The 19457-nt window shown below is 58.4% G+C and carries 17 protein-coding genes; 6 read left to right on the top strand and 11 right to left on the bottom strand.

Going from position 1 to position 19457, the window contains the following annotated elements:
• The first annotated feature begins 9 nt into the window (after nt 1-9).
• From napB to nudK, 3 genes are all read left to right on the top strand, one after another.
• The gene (gene napB / locus F3J41_RS18025) at nt 10-441 is read left to right on the top strand and encodes a nitrate reductase cytochrome c-type subunit (protein WP_021508053.1); all 432 of its coding nucleotides are present in this window, start codon (nt 10-12) and stop codon (nt 439-441) included.
• 7 nt (nt 442-448) lie between these two features.
• Complete coding sequence (napC, locus tag F3J41_RS18020; RefSeq protein WP_058758337.1) at nt 449-1033, top strand: cytochrome c-type protein NapC; 585 nt, start codon at nt 449-451, stop codon at nt 1031-1033.
• A 972-nt stretch (nt 1034-2005) separates the two neighbouring features.
• The gene (gene nudK, locus F3J41_RS18015; RefSeq protein ID WP_166711967.1) at nt 2006-2584 is read left to right on the top strand and encodes a GDP-mannose pyrophosphatase NudK; all 579 of its coding nucleotides are present in this window, start codon (nt 2006-2008) and stop codon (nt 2582-2584) included.
• A 70-nt stretch (nt 2585-2654) separates the two neighbouring features.
• Here nudK and rbsK read toward each other — a convergent pair whose 3' ends face one another.
• The 8 genes from rbsK to F3J41_RS17975 are packed head-to-tail and all read right to left on the bottom strand — an operon-like array spanning nt 2655 to nt 10593.
• On the bottom strand, nt 2655-3629 hold the full coding sequence (gene rbsK / locus F3J41_RS18010; RefSeq protein ID WP_166711965.1) for a ribokinase: 975 nt from the start codon (nt 3627-3629) through the stop codon (nt 2655-2657).
• Nucleotides 3626-4522 carry an allose kinase gene (gene alsK, locus F3J41_RS18005; RefSeq protein ID WP_166711963.1) on the bottom strand — a complete coding sequence of 299 codons (897 nt, stop codon included), beginning with the start codon at nt 4520-4522 and terminating at the stop codon, nt 3626-3628. Before alsK ends, rbsK begins: the two co-directional genes overlap by 4 nt.
• Entirely contained in the window at nt 4519-5211 is a 693-nt protein-coding gene (gene alsE, locus F3J41_RS18000; RefSeq protein ID WP_166712049.1) for a D-allulose 6-phosphate 3-epimerase, read from the bottom strand. The genes alsK and alsE overlap by 4 nt, the downstream gene beginning before the upstream one ends.
• The gene (locus F3J41_RS17995) at nt 5211-6260 is read right to left on the bottom strand and encodes an ABC transporter permease (protein WP_166711961.1); all 1050 of its coding nucleotides are present in this window, start codon (nt 6258-6260) and stop codon (nt 5211-5213) included. Before F3J41_RS17995 ends, alsE begins: the two co-directional genes overlap by 1 nt.
• Nucleotides 6261-6277: 17 nt before the next feature.
• Nucleotides 6278-7267, bottom strand: coding sequence for an ABC transporter permease (locus F3J41_RS17990; protein WP_021508060.1), 990 nt, complete (start codon nt 7265-7267; stop codon nt 6278-6280).
• Nucleotides 7260-8765: a sugar ABC transporter ATP-binding protein gene (locus tag F3J41_RS17985; protein WP_021508061.1), complete on the bottom strand. Its 1506-nt coding sequence runs from the start codon at nt 8763-8765 to the stop codon at nt 7260-7262. Before F3J41_RS17985 ends, F3J41_RS17990 begins: the two co-directional genes overlap by 8 nt.
• Before the next feature lies 1 nt (nt 8766).
• Nucleotides 8767-9750, bottom strand: coding sequence for a substrate-binding domain-containing protein (locus F3J41_RS17980; RefSeq protein WP_058758342.1), 984 nt, complete (start codon nt 9748-9750; stop codon nt 8767-8769).
• Nucleotides 9751-9762: 12 nt separating this feature from the next.
• The gene (locus F3J41_RS17975) at nt 9763-10593 is read right to left on the bottom strand and encodes a DeoR/GlpR family DNA-binding transcription regulator (RefSeq protein WP_021508063.1); all 831 of its coding nucleotides are present in this window, start codon (nt 10591-10593) and stop codon (nt 9763-9765) included.
• Between the two features lie 236 nt (nt 10594-10829).
• Between F3J41_RS17975 and F3J41_RS23495 the strand changes: the two genes are divergently transcribed.
• Both F3J41_RS23495 and F3J41_RS17970 read left to right on the top strand, forming a co-directional pair.
• Nucleotides 10830-11234: a hypothetical protein gene (locus F3J41_RS23495; RefSeq protein ID WP_230857099.1), complete on the top strand. Its 405-nt coding sequence runs from the start codon at nt 10830-10832 to the stop codon at nt 11232-11234.
• Nucleotides 11209-12144: a DUF1176 domain-containing protein gene (locus F3J41_RS17970; RefSeq protein WP_240656196.1), complete on the top strand. Its 936-nt coding sequence runs from the start codon at nt 11209-11211 to the stop codon at nt 12142-12144. The genes F3J41_RS23495 and F3J41_RS17970 overlap by 26 nt, the downstream gene beginning before the upstream one ends.
• A gap of 277 nt (nt 12145-12421) precedes the next feature.
• Here F3J41_RS17970 and ampH read toward each other — a convergent pair whose 3' ends face one another.
• From ampH to tal, 3 genes are all read right to left on the bottom strand, one after another.
• Entirely contained in the window at nt 12422-13591 is a 1170-nt protein-coding gene (ampH, locus tag F3J41_RS17965) for a D-alanyl-D-alanine-carboxypeptidase/endopeptidase AmpH (RefSeq protein WP_166711959.1), read from the bottom strand.
• A gap of 144 nt (nt 13592-13735) precedes the next feature.
• Complete coding sequence (gene tkt, locus F3J41_RS17960; RefSeq protein ID WP_058758343.1) at nt 13736-15745, bottom strand: transketolase; 2010 nt, start codon at nt 15743-15745, stop codon at nt 13736-13738.
• A gap of 69 nt (nt 15746-15814) precedes the next feature.
• Nucleotides 15815-16765 (bottom strand): transaldolase, encoded by a 951-nt coding sequence (tal, locus tag F3J41_RS17955; protein ID WP_021508067.1) that lies wholly within the window; start codon nt 16763-16765, stop codon nt 15815-15817.
• Between the two features lie 352 nt (nt 16766-17117).
• Between tal and maeB the strand changes: the two genes are divergently transcribed.
• Nucleotides 17118-19397, top strand: coding sequence for an NADP-dependent oxaloacetate-decarboxylating malate dehydrogenase (gene maeB / locus F3J41_RS17950; protein ID WP_166711957.1), 2280 nt, complete (start codon nt 17118-17120; stop codon nt 19395-19397).
• The last annotated feature ends 60 nt before the right edge of the window (nt 19398-19457 follow it).

Here is a 19457-nt window from a genome sequence, read left to right as displayed (position 1 = left end):
CAGGATGCAATGAAACCTTTTATCACTCTTGTAACCGCCGCCGCCCTGATGCTGGGCGGCGTGGTGTACGCTAATAACGGCGTCGATCTCAATCAGTCACCGGAAGTGACGGCAACGCAGCAGGGCACCATTCATCAGCCCAAAGAGCAGAGCCGTAAGCCGCTGAATTATGTTAATCAGCCGCCGGTGATTCCGCACAGCGTGGAGGGCTACCAGGTGACGAAGAACGTGAACCGCTGCCTGCAGTGTCACGGCACCCAGAGCTATCTGACCACCGGCGCGCCGCGCGTCAGTCCGACGCACTTCACTGACCGCGACGGCGTAGTGAGCAGCACGGTATCGCCGCGTCGCTACTTCTGCCTGCAGTGTCACGTGCCGCAGACCGATGCCAAACCGGTGGTGGAAAACACCTTTAAGCCGGCTGACGGCTTTGGGCAGTGAGGTGGCGATGAAACAGAAACTTTTACGTATCTGGCGCTGGTGGCGACGCCCCAGCCGTCTGGCGCTCGGCACGCTGCTGATTCTTGGTTTTGCTGGCGGCATCATCTTCTGGGGCGGTTTTAACACCGCGATGGAGATGACCAACCGCGAGCAGTTCTGTATTGGCTGTCACGAAATGCGCAACAACGTCTATCAGGAATATATGCAGACGGTGCACTACAACAACCGCAGCGGCGTGCGCGCCACCTGCCCGGATTGTCACGTGCCGCACGAGTGGGGGCCGAAGATGATTCGTAAGATCCAGGCGAGTAAAGAGGTGTACGCCAAGATCTTTGGCCTGATTGATACGCCGCAGAAGTTTGAAGAGACGCGTATCGAGCTGGCGCAGAACGAATGGCGCCGGATGAAGAACAACAATTCGCAGGAGTGTCGTAACTGTCACAACTTCGACTACATGGACTTCACCGCGCAGAAAACGGTCGCCGCCAAAATGCACAGCAAAGCGGTGCAGGACGGACAAACCTGTATCGACTGTCATAAAGGCATTGCCCACCATCTGCCGGATATGAAAGACCAGCCAAACGGTTTCTAATCGCGACCCTGGCCGCGCCTGCCGGTGCGGTATCAGGGTTTTCGTGCCGACCGGTTGATACCGCCGCAAACCACACAACATCGTAGCGGCGCGATTTATCGCGCTAAGTTAATCACTGCACAGCTGCCCGGATGCGCAATAAATTGCGCCGCTACGATTCGTGCGGCTTTTTATTTCTGCACCATCATCCTGCACACATCGTAGCAGCGCGATTTATCGCGCTAAGTTAATCACTGCACAGTTGCCCGGATGCGCAATAAATTGCGCCGCTACGATTCGTGCGGCATTTTATTTCTTCACCCTCATCCTGCACACATTGTAGCGGCGCGATTTATCGCGCTAAGTTAATCACTACACAGCTGCCCGGATGCGCAATAAATTGCGCCGCTACAATTCGTGCGGCATTTTATTTCTTCACCATCATCCTGCACACATCGTAGCGGCATTTTATTTCTGCACCATCATCCTGCGCACACTGTAGCGGCGCGATTTATCGCGCTAAGTTAATCACTGCACAGCTGCCCGGATGCGCAATAAATTGCGCCGCTACGATTCGTGCGGCTTTTTATTTCTGCACCCTCATCCTGCACACATCGTAGCGGCATTTTATTTCTGCACCTTCATCCTGCACACATTGTAGCGGCGCGATTTATCGCGCTAAGTTAATCACTACACAGCTGCCCGGATGCGCAATGAATTGCGCCGCTACGATTCGTACGGCATTTTATTTCTGCACCATCATTCTGCGCACATTGTAGCGGCGCGATTTATCGCGCTAAGTTAATCACTGCACAGCTGCCCGGATGCGCAATAAATTGCGCCGCTACGACACGTGCTATGAAGGTTGAAAAGGCGTAATGCTCAACTGACAGCCTTACGCCATCGCAGGCAACCTGCTCCACAATTCAGATAGTTTTCCCGGCGGCTTCGGCCTATTATCTCAGGCTCCCTCAGCTACGCAGTGGAGCGGCTATGTCGTTAAAGATCAACATCATCAAAGATAAGTTGCTGTCTGATAATTATTTCATTCTGCGCAACTATACCTACGAACTCACCCGCAGCAACGGCGACGTGGTACGTCACAAACGTGAAGTCTATGATCGCGGCAACGGCGCCACCATTCTGCTCTACAACCGTGAAAAAAACAGCGTGGTGCTGATTCGTCAGTTCCGCATCGCGACCTATGTTAACGACAACGACAGCGGTGAGCTGATTGAAACCTGCGCCGGGCTGCTGGATAACGACACGCCGGAAGATTGCATCCGTAAAGAAGCGGTGGAAGAGACCGGCTATCAGGTTGGTAAGGTCGAAAAGCTGTTTGAGGCCTACATGTCGCCGGGCGGCGTGACCGAATTGCTGCACTTTTTCGCCGCTGAATACAGCGATGCGCAGCGCGCTAACGACGGCGGCGGCGTGGAAGATGAAGAGATCACCGTACTCGAGCTGCCGTTTCCTCAGGCGCTGGCGATGGTGAAAGAGGGGCGCATTCGCGACGGCAAAACCATTATGTTATTGCACTATGCGCAGCTGATGGGCTGGTTGCAGGCATAACCGCGGCGGTAATTCGCAGGGCCGGCACGAATGCCGACTCTGCCGATGCCGGGCGCAATGCATTGCGCCACTACGCCATGTGCGTGATTTCCGGAGCATTTAACGGCGTTACTTCACACTCCGGATGGGCCTGCATGCGCGCCAGCGCTTCGGCGTAGGAGGGCATAGAATTGGCCGCGCCGGAACGCTCGACGCACAGCGAGGCAAACGCCGCTGCAAACAGCGCCGCCTGCGGTAACGCATCGCCGGACGCCAGGCGCGCCGCCAGCGCACCGTTGAAGGCATCGCCGGCACCGGTGGTGTCGAGCGGCTGGGCAGGAAACAGCGGAATACGCAGCTGCTGCTCCGCGCTGGAGAGCAGGGCGCCCGCGGTGCCAAGCGTAATAATCACCTGACGCGCGCCCTTACGGTGCAGCACTTCGGCGGCGCGCTGCGCGCTGGCAAAATCGGTCACTTTTACGCCGCTCAGCTGCATCGCTTCGGTGCTGTTGGGCGTTAACAGATCCACCTTAGCCAGCAGCGCATCGCTGACTTTCTGCCACGGTGCCGGATTCAGAATGACAAACGTGCCGCCGGCACGCGCGTTGTCGATCATGCGCTGAATGGCGCTGAGGTTGTTCTCCAGCTGCACCAGCAGAATATCGGCGGCAGCCACGGTGGGCTGACAGCGCGCCACTTCGGCCGCGGTTACGGTGGTATTTGCGCCGGGATAGACCGATATCATGTTCTCGGCATCATCGCCCGCCACGTAAATCAGCGCGTTGCCGGTGGGTTTCTCTTTACAGGTGAACAGCGTAATGGCATCGAAACCGGTCTTCTCCAGATGGCGACGGGCAAACGTGCCAAAATCGTCATTACCCACCTTGCCGATATAGTGCACGCGCGCCCCGGCGCGCAGCGCGGCGGTGGCCTGGTTGGCCCCTTTGCCGCCAGGCCCCATCATGCTGTTGTGTGCCGTGAGCGATTCGCCCGGCAGGGGAAAACGGTTCATCACCGCGACCACGTCGAGGTTGAACGAGCCAAACACACACACTTTTCCTTTCATTGCGCGCTCCTGAACAGCCGTTCTGCGGCGAGGCAGGCGCCGCGACAGCCGGTGTGATCGGTGGATTGACTGAAGATGATTTTCAAACCATCCCGCGTGGCCGGCGGCCGTAAATGCTGCTGAATCTGGCTGCGCAGCTGCGCCAGCGGGAAATCTGCCATCGCCAGCACGCCGCCGCCCAGAATCAGGTACTCCGGATCGAGAATGTTCATCTCGGTGGCGATCAGCTGCGCCAGACGCTGCACAAACGCCTGCAGCGCCGGGTCAGAACCGTGATGGGTAAACAGCGCCGACATCGGCGTTTGCGCCGCATAGGCCTGCGCCCAGTGACTTAACCAGTGGCCGGAGGTCACGGTTTCCGCGCAGCCGTGGTTGCCGCACGGGCAGGGCAGCGCGTTACCGGCCACCGGCACGTGGCCGAGTTCACCGGCTCCGCCATGCTGACCATGGTAGAAGCGGCCGTTGATCCACAGGCTGTTGCCCATGCCGGTGCCAGGATACAGACCTACCGCATTTTCCGGCAGCTGTTCCAGCTGCATTAAATCCCACAGCATCAGATGGTTAACGTCTTTATCCATCGCCACCGGCACGCCCAGTCGTTCACTCAGCAGCGCCGCTACCGGCTGGTGATCGAGCGCCTGAATGAACGGCAGTGAAATCACCTGCTGGCGATCGCGGCTGAGAATGCCCGGCAGGCCGAGCATCACACCGCTGACCGGCTGCTGCTCCAGCGTTTCCGCAATCAGCTGCCCCAGTGCGGCCAGCGCATCGGGCTGCTGCGCCCAGCTGGCGGTGGGCACTTTACGAAAGCTGCTCCAGATGCGGCCCGCCTCCATCAACTGCAGACGGGTGCCGGTGCCGCCAATGTCGATACCGAGCCAGCGTGTTGTCATGCCGACACCTGCGCCAGGCCCTGCGCTTCATCAATGCTCTCACGCATCATGTTCCACGCGGTGGCGAGGTCTTCGTGAATGTTAAACAGGCCGGAAGTACCGACAATCAGCACTTCGGCACCGGCACCGACCAGCGTGTTGTAGGTGCGCGTATTACAGGAACCGTCAATCTCAATCAGGTAGCGGTGGCCGTGCGGCTGCTTCAGCGCCTTCAGCTCCTGCACCTTCTGCACCATCTCCGGAATAAACGGCTGACCGGCATAGCCCGGGTCCACGGTCATCACGGTGATTTTATCCAGCAGATGAATGTAATGATGGATAAAGGAGACCGGCGTGGCCGGGTTGAGCACCACGCCCACTTTTTTGCCGTAGCTGCGAATCAGGTTGATAACGCGGAACGCATCACGGTTGATGGTTTCAGCGTGCGGGCAGATGTAATCGGCGCCGGCGTTGGCCACCGCTTCAATAAAGTCGGTCGGCTCTTCCACCATCAGATGCACATCGATTGCCACTTTGGTATGCGGGCGGATCTGCTCAATAAAGAACGGCGACAGGGTGATGTTTTTAACGTAGTGGCCGTCCATGATGTCGATGTGCAGGAAGTCAGCGCGGGAGTCCAGCACGGCCAGCTGGTGCTTGATCTCCATCAGATTCATACACATCAACGACGGGGAGACTTGAATACGCATCATACTTCCTTTTTTTCGGTCAGAGGATTAAGCGCCGCGGCCAGTTTGCTGAGCCTGACGGCACGGTGATCGTTAAAGCGCGCTTTGAGTTGTTTGAAGGCCAGCACCACCACCAGCACGGCACCCCACATCGCCAGACTGACGTGCTGGCTGATGTTCATCAGGTTGAAGCCGGTGGAGAGCACCTGCAGCGCAATCAGCGCCAGCACCACGCCGGTCACGCGGCCAAAACCGCCGTTGGGATCGGTGCCGCCGAGAATGATGGCCAGCACGGTCAGCAGCAGGTAGGCATCGCCGTAACCCATGCGCGCCGAGTTAAAGCGCGCCATCATGATCAGGCCGGCCAGCACGCACAGCAGGCTGGAGATGACGTACACCAGCATCACCATACGGTGGGTATTGATGCCGCTGAACCAGGTGGCGTTGATGTTGCTACCGCCCATGTAGATGCATTTGCCGGCGCGGGTTTTGCCGAGAAACAGCGCCAGCAGCGTGGCGGCAACCAGGAATACCCACAGCGGCAGCGGCATGCCCAGCAGTGTGTCTGAGCCGAGCGACTGCACCACCGGCGGCATACCGCTCACCGCCGCACCTTTGGTCAGCCAGATGCCGATGCCGTTGAGCGTCATCATGGTGGCCAGCGTCACCAGAATCGGGTGTGCGCCGATGCGCGTTACCATCACGCCGGTGATTACGCCAATCACGGCGGCAATCACCATCGCGCCGACGATGGCGATAAACAGCCACAGCAGCTGCTGACCGGTACCGGCATCAGCGGGCAGGGCGCTCATCAGGGTCCAGGCGATGAACAGCGCCGTCAGGTTAGCGGTGGCGATGATGGCGAGGTTCAGGCCGCCGCTGAGGATGGCGATAAACATCGCCAGCGTTAACAGGCCGAGCTCCGGCAGCTGAAACGCCATGCTCATAAAGGTCGAATCAGTGAGAAAGCGGCCCGGCAGCATGACGCTGAAGGTGGCCAGCGCCAGCGCAATCAACAGCATCAGGCCGATGTTGGTGCCGTCCGGCCGCAGCGCAGAGAGAGATTTCATGATGATGGCTCCTCCCGTCAGACGAAACTGACGTCGGTTTCTTTACGTTTTTTGTAGTGGGTGACGGCAATCGCCACCATAATCGTGCCGCCGACCACAATGTTCATGAAGTAGTTGGAGACGCCGATCAGATTGAGGCCGTTTTTCAGGATGGCGATCAGGAATACGCCCATCAGCGTGCCGCTGACCGTGCCTTTGCCGCCCATCAGGCTGGCACCGCCCAGCACCGTCGCAGCCAGCACATCCAGCTCACCGCCGACCAGCGCGTTCGGCACTACTTCACCCATGCGGTACACCTGCACCAGCCCGCCAATCGCCGCCATCGCCCCGAGCCAGCCGTAGGCAAACACGTGAATCAATCCCACGCGGATGCCAATGCGCCGCGCCGATTCCGCATCGCCGCCCACCGCATACAGCTGACGGCCCAGATTGGTTTTGTTGAGCAGCAGCGCGGTGAGGGCGGCAATCACCAGCATGATCGCCAGCGGTAAGCCAATCTGAAAACTGTTGCCCTGTACGCTAAACGGCAGCACGCTGCGCAGGGTGATCCACCAGTCCGGCAGTGAGTAGAGGCTTTTGCCGCCGGTAACCCACATCAGCAGACCAAACAGCAGCGACTGCATGCTGATGGTGATGATGATCGACACCACGCGCAGCGAGGTGATCAGCAGGGCGTTGATCACGCCAAACAGCGTGCCACAGACGATAGCCAGCAGAATGCTGAGCAGCGCGTTATCAAACTGGAACTGCACAAACAGCGAGGCGATCAGGTATTGCACCACCGACGCCACGGCGGCGAAGGAGATATCGATACCGCCGGTCACCAGCACCACAAACAGGCCGAGGGCGAAAATGCCGGTAACGGCATAGCTTTCCGCCAGATCCAGCAGGTTCTGCACTGTCAGGAACTGATCGCTGGCCAGCGAGAAGAACACCATGAAAGCCAGCAGCACCCAGGCGAGCCAGCCCTGGCTGGAGTGCGGACGTAAACGAGAGAAATCAGGCATTAATCACCTCCGCCAGCTGTTCCTGCGCCACGGTATCGGGTTGGTATTCGGCATGGATGGTGCCGTCGCGGAAGTGCAGAATGCGGTCGCAGTTGTACCAGACCTCCGGCACTTCGTCGGAAATCAGGATGATCGACAGTCCCTCTTTCGCCAGCTCGTGGATCAGCTGATAGATGCTGGCCTTGGCGCCGACATCCACGCCGACGGTCGGCGAGTCGAGGATCAGAATGCGCGGCTGGGTCAGTACCCATTTTGCCAGCACGATTTTTTGCTGGTTGCCGCCGGACAGGGTGGAGATCGCCAGGTTGGGATCGGCCACGCGCACGCCGAGCTGCTGAATCCACTGCAGGATCAGCTTGTTCTTGCGGTATTCGTCGATCAGGTGGAAACGGTTTTGCAGCTTATCGAGGATCGGCAGCACCATGTTGTCGGCCACCGACTGCTGCTGCACCAGGCCGAGCGTCAGGCGATCTTCCGAAACGTAGCCGATGCCGGCTTTGATGGCGTCTTCGTGCCCGCGAAAACGCACCGGCTTGCTGTCGAGCCAGATTTTGCCGCTGTCCGGTTTGGTCATGCCAAACAGCGACAGCGCCAGTTCGGTGCGGCCGGAGCCGAGCAGGCCGCACAGGCCCAGCACTTCACCGGCGTAGAGTTTGAAATTGACGTCATGATACTGACCGGCGCGCGTCAGCTTCTCTACTTCGAGAATCGCCCGATCGGCGTTGCGCGTTGGCGCTTTTAACTGGTAGTCGAGCTTCAGGCCGGTCATCAGTTCGGTCAGGTGATGCGGCGTCATCTCTCTGGCTGGCCAGCAGCCCATCTTGCGGCCGTCGCGGATCACCGTCACGCGATCCGAAATCTCCAGCACTTCATCCAGCCGGTGACTGACAAACACCACGCAGATGTTTTTGTCTTTCAGATAGCGCACGGTGCGCAGCAGCTGATTGACCTCGGTACGCGTCAGCGACGCGGTGGGTTCGTCCATGATCACCAGTCGTGCATCGGCCACCAGCGCGCGGCAAATCGCCACCTGCTGGCGCTGGGCAATCGACAGCGCGGCGACTTTCTCATTCAGATCGAGATCGAATTTCAGCTCATCAATAATGCCGCGCGCGGTGTCGCGCAGCCGGGCCTGACGGTGCCAGCCGAGCAACCCGTTGAGGTTATGCTCAAAGGCGATGTTCTCCGCCACGCTCAAATTAGGAAACAGCGACAGATCCTGGTAAATCACCTGGATACCGAAGTCGCGCGCCTGACGGGTGGTCAGACGCGGGAAACTCTGGCCGTCGCCGAGGGTAATGCGGCTGCCACTGTCCGGGGCGTGCACCCCGGAAATGACTTTAATTAAGGTGCTCTTGCCACAGCCGTTGGTGCCAGCGAGACAGTGCACTTCGCCGGCCAGCAGGGTCAGCGAGATATCGCTCAGTGCGCGGTTGCCACCAAATGTTTTCGACAGGTTGTCGAGCGCAATCAGCGTCTGTGGAGTGACCTCTTGCATGTTACAGCCCCATTTTCACCAGTTTTGGCAGGTTCTCTTTATCGAGACTTTCGGTGTTGTTACCGAGAATGGTGTGCGTCGCCTCATCCACCTTCACTTTGCCCAGCCCTTCAATGGTCATGCCGTCGGTGATTGGCTCTTTCTTCTCCATCATGTCGGCGATACGCACAAATACTTCACCGGCGGTCTGCGGATTCCAGATATAACCGCCCTTGATAGCACCGCGCTGTACCAGTGACGCGCCCTGGCCCGGGCTGAAGGCACCGATGACGCACACCTGATCGATCTTGTTGCGGTTCATGACCGCGCGGCCGGCGCCAATCGGTCCCTGAGAACCAAAGGCCATAATGCCTTTCAGATCCGGGTATTTAGACATCAGCTCGTTGGTGGTGCGGATGGAGTCATCCAGCGATTCGCCGACGCCGAATTTGTCGGTCACCAGCTGCATCTTCGGATAGTGCTGTTTCTGGTAGTTGAGCGCGGCGTCGGTCCACTCCTGATGCAGTGGCACCGTCAGGCTGCCGACATACATGGCGTATTTGCCTTCTTCATGCATGCATTTTGCCAGTGCTTTCATATGGTTGATGCCGTGGGTCGGCGCATCGACCAGCTCGAAATCCCAGTTGGCGTCTTTCTGGCCGGGCGATTCGTGAGTAATCACCATGATCCCGGCTTCACGCGCGCGCTTCAGCACTGGCTCAAGCACTTTCGGGTCGTTTGGCACCACGCCGATGATATCGACCTTCTGCGCAATCAAATCTTCAATCGCGCGCACCTGCAGCGCCGGGTCAGCGGCGGTTGGCCCCACCATCCACGCGTCGATGCCGCGTTTTGCCGCTTCACTTTTGATGCCCGCTTCCATGGCGTTGAACCACGGAATACCGCCAATTTTTACCACGATGCCCATGCGGATTTTGTCAGCGGCCTGCGCGCCAGCGGCGGCAAACAGGGCAAGCAGAGAACAGGCGATAAGATGTTTTTTCATAAAGACTCCGGATTAATTTTTTATTAGCTGCATCGAATGGCTGCGTTGCGAGCAATCAATAATATTGACGCCGTTCCACGCCAGTTCTTGTTCCAGCTCTTTGTCTTTTAATTGGTCAGTGATGAGAAAATCCACATCGCGGTAATGACAAATACGCGCGAATGAGGGGCGCAGAAATTTACTGCCGTCCAGCAGCAGATGTTTTCTTTCTGCCGCTAACAACATTTGCTGTTTTAAATGTGCGTTGTTTTCGTTACCTTCGCGTAAATAACCGTCATTGCCCAAACTGCTGCAGGAAAAAAAGATCTTATTGATCTGAAATTCCCGTAGCGGCTGCTCTGCGACGACGCCGTGGAAATCTTCATAACGGTCAGAATATTCTCCACCCAGGCAGATGGTGCGGATACTGCCGCGCGCTGCAAGGGTCTGGACGATTCTGATAGAATTGGTTAACACCGTTAATTCAATATCCGGTAGCTGTCGTGCCAGATACCAGCAGGTGGTACTACTGTCGAGTAATAAACAATCACCGGGGCTGATAAAATCGAGTGCCCGTTTGGCTATCGCCATCTTGGCCTCGACGTTTTCATTCATGCGCTGGCGAAAAGATAATTCATACTCGTTAATACCGCGTGTATTTCCCTGAATGTTGGCGGCCTGTCGTTTGGCTGGTACTGCACCACCGTGGCTGCGCTGTAATACGCCACGTTTCTCCAGCTGCGTTAAATCACGACGAATGGTTTCCTGCGAAACCTGACACAGCGTGACTAATTCAGCGACAATGACCCGACCATTTAAATTAAGCTCGTCAATAATTCGCTGCTGTCTTTCAATCGGCAACATGACTTCCCTCCGATGGCTATAAATTACTGGATGCCGGAATGTGAAAATGTGGGCTGGGCACGAGTCCGCAGCGACCAACTGGCCCGGCGACATTAAGGTGATTTTCATTGGATTTTTTATGTAAATGAGATCTCTTTATTTCAAATTTGAGTGATCGCATTCACATAAATGCGCGTTATTACGCGAGGGAATGAGAGAGACCGTGCACAGCGTTGACGCTCTGCCAGCACCATAGCATGACCGCTTATGACCGTTTGTGTGTATTTGACCGTTTTGTGAAGGGGGTAAAAATTGTCCGACGAATCCGATTGAGCAGAAATCAGCCGCACCGGATGATGGAGCTGTTGCGCTATTCCACACAGATTGCCCATAAGGCGACGGCTTTTTCAGCAGTTAACTTCGCTTTTCAGGCCACTTCACAGTTTCGGCCTGATGACCGCGCATGCATTGCGCTATCATTTTCTTTCCAGGAATCGGGGATCGTTTTTTTTCATGTCGTATTGGATGAAGTCGCTGCTTTTATTGCCCTTTCTGCTGATCGCCAGCGTACAGGCCGAGCCGCTGCAAAAGTCGTTTTCCGACTGGCAGATCACCTGCAACAACGCAGCGTTCTGCGTGGCACGCAGTTTTCCTGGCGATAATGGCCTGGTGATGACGATTTCACGTCACGCCGGGGTCAACGATCGGCCACTGCTGCGCATTGATTACGGCAGCGCCTATAGCGGTGCATTGCCGGGCGCGGCGCTAAAAGACAACCTGCTGCTCGACCAGCGCCGCCTCAATCCGGACCTCAAACACTGGACGGTGGAGCCGCATCATCTGGCCACCAGCAACGCCATCGCCATCGACGAATTTCTCGCCCAGACGCTGGATGCCAGCAATTTACAGCTCACCTATAAAGCCAGCGCCAGTATTCCGCTGCGCGGTATGAAAGCGGCGCTGCTGCTGATGGATGACGTGCAGGGGCGGGTTAACGGTGCCAGCGCCTGGGTAAAGCGCGGTGATCGCGTGCAGTGGGATGTGCCACCGCCGCCCGCCATCCCGCAGTTGCCGGCACCAATGCCCGCACCCGCGCCGCTGACGCAGCAGGAAACCACCGGCCTGATCGATTACGGAACCTGGCGTGTCAATACCGATAACTGCTCGCTCGATCCGCTGCGGCGGGAAGTCAGCGTTGCGCCACTCACCGACAGCAAAGCGCTGCTGCTGATAAGCTGCGAAACCGGGGCCTACAACGTGATCGATCTGGCGTTTGAAGTCACGCGCAGCCAGCCGTATGTGTCGCGCGGCATCACGCTCAACCTGCCGTTTACCCCGCCGTCGCGCACTGATAATCAGCTGGAGCTGGTGAACGCCGAGTTCGATGCCAGTAACGGCCAGCTGTATACCTTCAGTAAAGGGCGCGGTTTAGGCGACTGCGGTGTGGCCACACGCTGGCAGTTTGATGGTAATGCTTTCGTGCTGGCGGAGTATGCGGAGGAGAAGACCTGTGATGCCTGGCATAGTAGTGATGATTGGCCCACCCTCTGGATTTCACAGCCTGCGTCATAATTCGCGCTGCAGGGGCGTTGGCTGCCTTCTCTCACCCCGGTCACTTACTGATGTAAGCTCCCGGGGATTCACTCAGTTGCCGCCTTCCTGCAACACGAATTATTTAGCAGGCAAATCTGCATCATCCTTCGCACTGCAGGGGCGTTGGCTGCGGCTGCTCACCCCGGTCACTTACCTGAGTAAGCTCCCGGGGATGCCCATCCTTGCCGCCTTCCTGCAGCACGAATGATTTAGGGGAGGGTTCGCAGTAAATAACCACTAGCTGTTGGTCAAATACTTAGCGAATATTACCGATCATCATCGGTGAGCCCGTCTGGTTGCCCACCAGCTCAGCCAGCATGTTGTTGACGCCATCGCTCATTGGGGTGAAGCGGGTGAGCGGCGAGCGCGTCACGACCACAAAGACGCCGACGTTGTGCTGTGGCACCATCGCCATGTAGGTGATGAAGCCGCCGCCGCCGCCGGTTTTCTGAATGATGCCCGGATGGCCCGCCTTCGGTGCCATGTAAACCCAGCCCATGCCCAGCGCGTCGGCGCGTCCTGGCACGTCCATGCCTTCCACTTTGGTCAGCTGGTCGCGGCGATAAATCAGCGTTTGCAGCCGATCGATCTGCGGCGTGCGGTGATTCACCGCCGAGTTGAGGAACTGCTGCATCCAGCGCCCCATATCGTCCGGCGTGGAATACACGCCGCCGCTGCCGATGGCTGCCAGCGTGTTATTGCACGGGCTGGCCCCTTTTTCGGCAATCATCAGGCGCTGACACTGGTCCGGTGATGGCGTGAAAGTGGTGTCCTTCATGCCGAGCGGACGCGTTACCAGCTGCTGCAGCAGGGCCGGATAAGGCATACCGGCGGCTTTAGCCAGCGCGTCGCCCAGCAGATCGAAGGCGAGGTTGGAGTAAGCCGCCTGCGTGCCCGGCGCGGCTTTTAGCTGTGCACCGCGCAGCCACTGCCAGCGATCCGCTTTGGTTGGCCAGACAAACACCGGACGATGCGGTTTGCCGCCCGGCTGCTCGCGCGGCAGGCTGCTGGTGTGGGTGGCGAGATTGATCAGCCGAATCGGCTGGCCGTTGTAAGTCGGTACCCGGGCACCCGGCGGCGCGTATTTGCTCAGCGGATCGTCAAGGCGAATCTGGCCGCGCTCGGCCATCTTCACCATCACTTCGCTGGTCATCAGTTTGCTCAGCGAGGCGATACGGATCAGTGAGTCCTGCTGTGGGCGCACATTATTGCCGGGACGGGTTTCGCCAAAGCTGGCGAACACGCGCTGGTTACCGTCAATTGCCACCAGCGCCATACCGGTCGCACCGCTGCCATAAAAGATATGTTCGGCATAGCGATCAACAATCTGCGAGGCCAGCAGCGGATCGGTCGATACCTGCGCCGCGCTGGTAAAGGGCAGCACGGCAACCATTAAGGCCAGTAAAAAAGGAGTACGTTTTTTCAACGGGAAAGCGTCCGCTATAGGAATCGGAGGAAAACCTATAGTAATCAGTTTGCGCAAAGCGGGAAGGGGGCGGGGCGGATTTTTTTCTGTATCAGGCTGTGAAATAAAACGGCCCTCTCCCGGTAGCGGGAAAGGGCCAGACACTCAGGCAGGCTTAAGCAGGGATTCGGCGTGGCTCACCACGTTCTCGACGGTAAAGCCAAAGGCCGGGAACAGTTTGCCGGCTGGCGCCGATTCGCCGAAGGTGGTCATGCCGACAATTTTGCCGTCGATGCCGACGTATTTGTACCAGTAGTCGGCAATACCGGCTTCAACCGCCACGCGCGCGCGCACGGTGGAGGGCAGCACCGATTCACGATAGGCCACGTCCTGTTTATCAAACACGTCAGTGCTCGGCAGCGACACCACGCGCACCTTGTGGCCGTCGGCGCTGAGTTTCGCTTCGGCGCCCAGCGTGATCTCCACTTCGGAACCGGTGGCAATCAGGATGACGTCCGGCGTGCCGTCACAATCCTTGAGGATGTAGCCACCGCGCGCGATGTTCTCTACCTGTTGCGCGCTGCGCTCCGGCTGCAGCAGGTTCTGACGCGACAGAATCAGCGCGGTCGGACCGTGATGGCGCTCAATCGCCGCTTTCCACGCCACGGCGGTCTCGACCTGATCGCACGGTCGCCAGGTGCTGAAGTTTGGCGTCACGCGCAGGCTGGCCAGCTGTTCAACCGGCTGGTGCGTCGGGCCATCTTCGCCCAGACCAATTGAGTCGTGGGTGTAGACCATAATCTGGCGCGCTTTCATCAGGGCGGCCATGCGCGCTGCGTTACGCGCGTATTCGACGAACATCAGGAAGGTGGCGGTATAAGGCACAAAGCCACCGTGATGCGCGATACCGTTGGCAATCGCCGTCATGCCAAATTCGCGTACGCCGTAATGAATGTAGTTACCGGCGTGATCCTCTTTGATCGGCTTCGAGCCGGACCAGATGGTGAGGTTGCTGGGCGCGAGGTCGGCGGAACCGCCGAGGAACTCCGGCAGCAGTTTACCGAAAGCTTCCAGCGTGTTCTGTGAGGCTTTGCGGCTGGCGATTTTCTGCGGGTTAGCCTGCAGATCGCGAATGAACTGGCTGGTTTTGTTTTCCCAGTCAGCCGGCATTTCGCCCTTCAGGCGGCGGCTGAATTCGTCCGCCAGCTGCGGATGTGCCTGCTGATAAGCCGTGAACTTCTCTTCCCAGGATTGCTCCTGCGCGGCCCCGGCTTCTCTGGCATCCCACTGCTGATAAATATCCTGCGGGATCTCAAACGGACCGTAATTCCAGCCGAGCTGTTTACGCGTCAGCGCCACTTCTTCTTCGCCCAGCGCGGCCCCGTGCGACTCCTCTTTGCCGGCTTTGTTTGGCGAGCCAAAGCCGATCACCGTGCGGCAGATGATCAGCGAAGGCTTGTCGGTGACGCTTTGCGCTTCTTTGATGGCCGCCGCGATGGCGTCCGGATCGTGGCCATCGATGCCTTCGGCGCTGCCCACCACGTGCCAGTTATAAGCTTCAAAACGCTTGTGAGTGTCGTCGGTAAACCAGCCTTCGGTTTCGCCGTCGATGGAGATACCGTTGTGATCGTAGAAGCCAATCAGTTTGCCGAGGCCCAGCGTGCCGGCCAGCGAACAGACTTCGTGCGAGATGCCTTCCATCAGACAGCCGTCGCCCATAAACACATAGGTAAAGTGATCGACGATATCATGGCCCGGCTGGTTAAACTGGGCCGCCAGCGTGCGCTCGGCAATCGCCAGACCGACAGCGTTGGCCAGCCCCTGGCCGAGCGGGCCGGTGGTGGTTTCAACGCCCGGCGTGTAGCCAATTTCCGGGTGGCCCGGCGTTTTTGAGTGCAGCTGGCGGAAGTTTTTCAGCTCTTCCAGCGGCAGATCATAGCCGGTGAGATGCAGCAGGCTATACAGCAGCATCGAGCCATGCCCGTTAGACAGAATGAAGCGATCGCGATCCGCCCAGGCCGGGTTGGTCGGGTTGTGCTTCAGGAAGTCGCGCCACAGCACTTCGGCGATATCAGCCATGCCCATCGGCATACCTGGGTGGCCGGAATTTGCTTTCTGTACCGCATCCATGCTCAGGGCGCGGATCGCGTTAGCCAACTCTCTGCGTGAAGACATAGGGTTCTCCCTTGTAATTGGGCAAAAGCGGACGGGCCGCAACCCGTCCGGCAGAAGGTGAGTTCAGGATTACAGGCGGGCGGCCAGCACGTCTTCCAGCTTCTGCTGGTCGACGGCAAACTGGCGGATACCGTCGGACAGTTTCTCCACGGCCATCGCATCCTGGTTATGCTCCCAGCGGAACTCCGCTTCGGAGAGCGGTGCCGGCTGGTGGAAGCCCTCGGTTGATGGCTCCAGTTTGCGCTCCACCGGCGCTTCGCTGTTGGCCAGCTCTTCCAGCAGGTTCGGGGAGATGGTCAGGCGATCGCAGCCGGCCAGTGCCACAATCTGCTCCACTTTACGGAAGCTGGCACCCATGATGACGGTGTTGTAACGGTGCTTTTTGTAGTAGTCGTAAATACGACGCACCGATTTAACGCCCGGATCTTCGTCGACCACATACGGATCGAGCGGTTTGCGCGTGTTGTACCAGTCGTAGATTCGGCCGACAAATGGCGAAATCAGGAACACTCCGGCTTCGGCACAGGCGCGCGCCTGGGCGAAGGAGAACAGCAGCGTCAGGTTACAGTTGATGCCGTTCTTCTCCAGCTCTTCCGCCGCTTTGATGCCTTCCCAGGTGGACGCCAGTTTGATCAGAATACGTGAGCGGTCGATGCCGTTCTCTTCATACAGGCGGACCAGCTTCTCCGCTTTGGTCACACACATGCCACGATCGAAAGAGAGGCGCGCATCCACTTCGGTCGAAACACGGCCCGGTACGCTTTTCAGAATTTCCATACCGAGGTTGATCGCCACTTTATCGCTGGCGTTGATGATTTGCGTCTCTTTGCTGCCGCCCTGTTTTTTCGCGTACTCAATGGCGTCATCAATCAGGTGTTTGTAAGCGTCGAGGCCGGCAGCTTTGAGGATCAGGGATGGGTTAGTGGTGGCATCTTCCGGATGGTAATGGCGAATGGATTCGATATCGCCGCTGTCCGCCACCACGGTGGTGAACTGTTTTAATGCATCTAGCTGGTTCATCGCTTAACTCCTTGATTAGCAATAATGTGGGCAAAACAGGCACCCGGGCAGTCATCGTCTTAGGTGCGCCCTTATCGGGGAAGGGAGGTTCCACACAGTGCAACAGACGCCGGATGAAGAAAATGCGTTTTCTCTGATTGTGACGTCGGGGCGCGTTTCTGATAGTCAGGCCTGCCTGATCGGTTCAGCTCAGCGTTTTGCCATCCTTAAGCATAGCAGGCTGTCCCAAAGCCGCAGGCGAAGCCGTGGCAATCCGTGCCCTGGCGACTGTGCGTTCTTTGAGCGCCTTCACCCTCTTTTGCGCCGCGCGTTCTTATACTGAGGGCTTTTCAGCCGTGCAAAAGGATGTCTGATGGACGATCAACTCAAGCAAAGCGCGCTCGATTTTCACCAATATCCCACCCCCGGAAAAATTCAGGTGTCACCCACTAAGCCGCTGGCGACGCAGCGCGATCTGGCACTGGCCTATTCGCCCGGTGTGGCGGCACCCTGTCTGGAAATTGCCACCGATCCGCTGGCCGCGCACAAATACACCGCGCGCGGCAATCTGGTGGCGGTGATCTCCAACGGCACGGCGGTGCTGGGGCTCGGTAATATTGGCGCGCTGGCCGGCAAGCCAGTGATGGAAGGCAAGGGCGTGCTGTTCAAAAAGTTTGCCGGCATTGATGTGTTCGACATCGAAATCGACGAGCACGACCCGGATAAGCTGATTGAGGTGATTGCCGCGCTGGAGCCGACATTCGGCGGCATCAACCTTGAGGACATCAAAGCGCCGGAGTGTTTTTACATTGAGCAGCAGCTGCGGCAGCGCATGCAGATTCCGGTGTTTCATGACGATCAGCACGGCACGGCCATCATCTGTACCGCGGCAGTGCTTAACGGCCTGACCATCGTGAATAAGGCGATTGCCGACGTGCGGCTGGTGGTGTCGGGCGCTGGCGCGTCGGCCATTGCCTGCCTCAATCTGCTGGTGGCGCTTGGCATGCAGCAGAAAAATATCGTGGTGTGTGATTCAAAAGGGGTGATTTACCGCGATCGCGAAGCGGACATGACGCCGACCAAAGCTGCCTATGCCGTGGAAGATAGCGGGGCACGCACGCTGGATGAGGTGATTGGCGGCGCGGATATTTTTCTCGGCTGCTCCGGTCCGAAAGCGCTGACGCCAGAGATGGTGCAGAAGATGGCACCAAATCCGCTGATTCTGGCGCTGGCCAATCCGGAGCCGGAGATCATGCCGCCGCTGGCGAAGCAGGTGCGGCCGGATGCGATTATCTGTACCGGGCGCTCGGATTTCCCTAATCAGGTGAATAACGTGCTGTGCTTCCCGTTCATCTTCCGCGGCGCGCTGGACGTCGGTGCCACCGCCATCAACGAAGAGATGAAGCTGGCGGCGGTGCATGCGATTGCCGCCCTGGCGCAGGCGGAACAGAGCGACGTGGTGGCGTCCGCTTACGACGATCAGGATCTGAGCTTTGGCCCGGAATACCTGATTCCCAAACCGTTCGATCCGCGTTTGATTGTGCAGATAGCCCCGGCCGTCGCCAGAGCAGCGATGGATTCCGGCGTGGCGACGCGACCGATTGCTGACTTTGACGCCTACCGCGAGCAGCTCACCGAGTTCGTGTATAAAACCAATCTGTTCATGAAGCCGATCTTCTCGCAGGCGCGTAAAGCGCCGCAGCGCGTGGTGCTGGCGGAAGGCGAAGAGGTGCGGGTGCTGCACGCCACTCAGGAGCTGGTGTCGCTCGGGCTGGCGAAGCCGATCCTGATTGGCCGTCCCAACGTGATTGCCATGCGTTTGCAGAAGCAGGGGCTGAAAATCGAGGCCGGGCGTGATTTTGAGATCGTGAACAACGAGTCCGATCCGCGCTTTAAGGAGTACTGGAATGAATATTATCAGCTGATGAAGCGGCGCGGCGTTACGCCGGAAACCGCCCAGCGCGCGGTGATTGGCAATCCCACGCTGATCGGCGCCATCATGGTGCATCGCGGCGAAGCGGACGCGATGATTTGCGGTACCATCGGCGACTACCGTGAACATTACGACGTGGTGGAGAAGGTGTTTGGCTTCCGCAATGACGTCAAGGTCGCCGGAGCGATGAACGCGCTGCTGCTGCCGAGCGGCAACACGTTTATTGCCGATACCTATGTGAATGAGGATCCCAGCGCTGAGCAGCTGGCGGATATCACGCTGCTGGCGGCAGAAACCGTGCGGCGTTTCGGCATCGAACCGCGCGTGGCGCTGCTGTCGCACTCCAGTTTCGGCACTTCGAACGCACCCGGCGCGCGGAAGATGCGCGAGGCGCTGGCGCTGATTCAGCAGCGAGCGCCGGAACTGGAGATTGACGGCGAGATGCACGGCGATGCAGCGCTGGTGGAGAGTATTCGTCGCGAGCTGATGCCGGACAGCCCGCTGAAAGGTACCGCCAATCTGCTGATCATGCCGAACGTTGAGGCCGCACGCATCAGCTACAACCTGCTGCGCGTGTCCTGTTCGGAAGGGGTGACGGTGGGGCCGGTGCTGATGGGCATCCGCAAGCCGGTGCATGTGCTGACGCGCATCGCCTCGGTGCGGCGCATTGTTAACATGGTGGCGCTGGCGGTGGTGGAGGCGCAGACCGAGCCGTTGTGAGCGGCAAGCTGGCCTGATACCCGGTCGCCCTGAAGGGCGACCCTACGGGAGCGCGTTTTA

Origin of the sequence: Pantoea sp. Ap-870 (assembly GCF_011752515.1) — a bacterium.
GTDB lineage: Bacteria > Pseudomonadota > Gammaproteobacteria > Enterobacterales > Enterobacteriaceae > Pantoea > Pantoea dispersa.
The sequence above is the reverse complement of the archived record's forward strand: the minus strand, read 5'-3'. Positions and strand labels throughout refer to the sequence as shown.

What these genes read in the sequence shown, in the direction of transcription:
- napB (WP_021508053.1), top strand. Translation starts at nt 10, where the DNA reads ATGAAACCTTTTATCACTCTTGTAACCGCCGCCGCCCTGATGCTGGGC.
- tal (WP_021508067.1), bottom strand. Translation starts at nt 16,765, where the DNA reads ATGAACCAGCTAGATGCATTAAAACAGTTCACCACCGTGGTGGCGGAC.
- F3J41_RS23495 (WP_230857099.1), top strand. Translation starts at nt 10,830, where the DNA reads ATGACCGCTTATGACCGTTTGTGTGTATTTGACCGTTTTGTGAAGGGG.
- napC (WP_058758337.1), top strand. Translation starts at nt 449, where the DNA reads ATGAAACAGAAACTTTTACGTATCTGGCGCTGGTGGCGACGCCCCAGC.
- F3J41_RS17985 (WP_021508061.1), bottom strand. Translation starts at nt 8,765, where the DNA reads ATGCAAGAGGTCACTCCACAGACGCTGATTGCGCTCGACAACCTGTCG.
- F3J41_RS17990 (WP_021508060.1), bottom strand. Translation starts at nt 7,267, where the DNA reads ATGCCTGATTTCTCTCGTTTACGTCCGCACTCCAGCCAGGGCTGGCTC.
- F3J41_RS17975 (WP_021508063.1), bottom strand. Translation starts at nt 10,593, where the DNA reads ATGTTGCCGATTGAAAGACAGCAGCGAATTATTGACGAGCTTAATTTA.
- tkt (WP_058758343.1), bottom strand. Translation starts at nt 15,745, where the DNA reads ATGTCTTCACGCAGAGAGTTGGCTAACGCGATCCGCGCCCTGAGCATG.
- alsK (WP_166711963.1), bottom strand. Translation starts at nt 4,522, where the DNA reads ATGACAACACGCTGGCTCGGTATCGACATTGGCGGCACCGGCACCCGT.
- F3J41_RS17995 (WP_166711961.1), bottom strand. Translation starts at nt 6,260, where the DNA reads ATGAAATCTCTCTCTGCGCTGCGGCCGGACGGCACCAACATCGGCCTG.
- rbsK (WP_166711965.1), bottom strand. Translation starts at nt 3,629, where the DNA reads ATGAAAGGAAAAGTGTGTGTGTTTGGCTCGTTCAACCTCGACGTGGTC.
- nudK (WP_166711967.1), top strand. Translation starts at nt 2,006, where the DNA reads ATGTCGTTAAAGATCAACATCATCAAAGATAAGTTGCTGTCTGATAAT.
- maeB (WP_166711957.1), top strand. Translation starts at nt 17,118, where the DNA reads ATGGACGATCAACTCAAGCAAAGCGCGCTCGATTTTCACCAATATCCC.
- F3J41_RS17980 (WP_058758342.1), bottom strand. Translation starts at nt 9,750, where the DNA reads ATGAAAAAACATCTTATCGCCTGTTCTCTGCTTGCCCTGTTTGCCGCC.
- alsE (WP_166712049.1), bottom strand. Translation starts at nt 5,211, where the DNA reads ATGCGTATTCAAGTCTCCCCGTCGTTGATGTGTATGAATCTGATGGAG.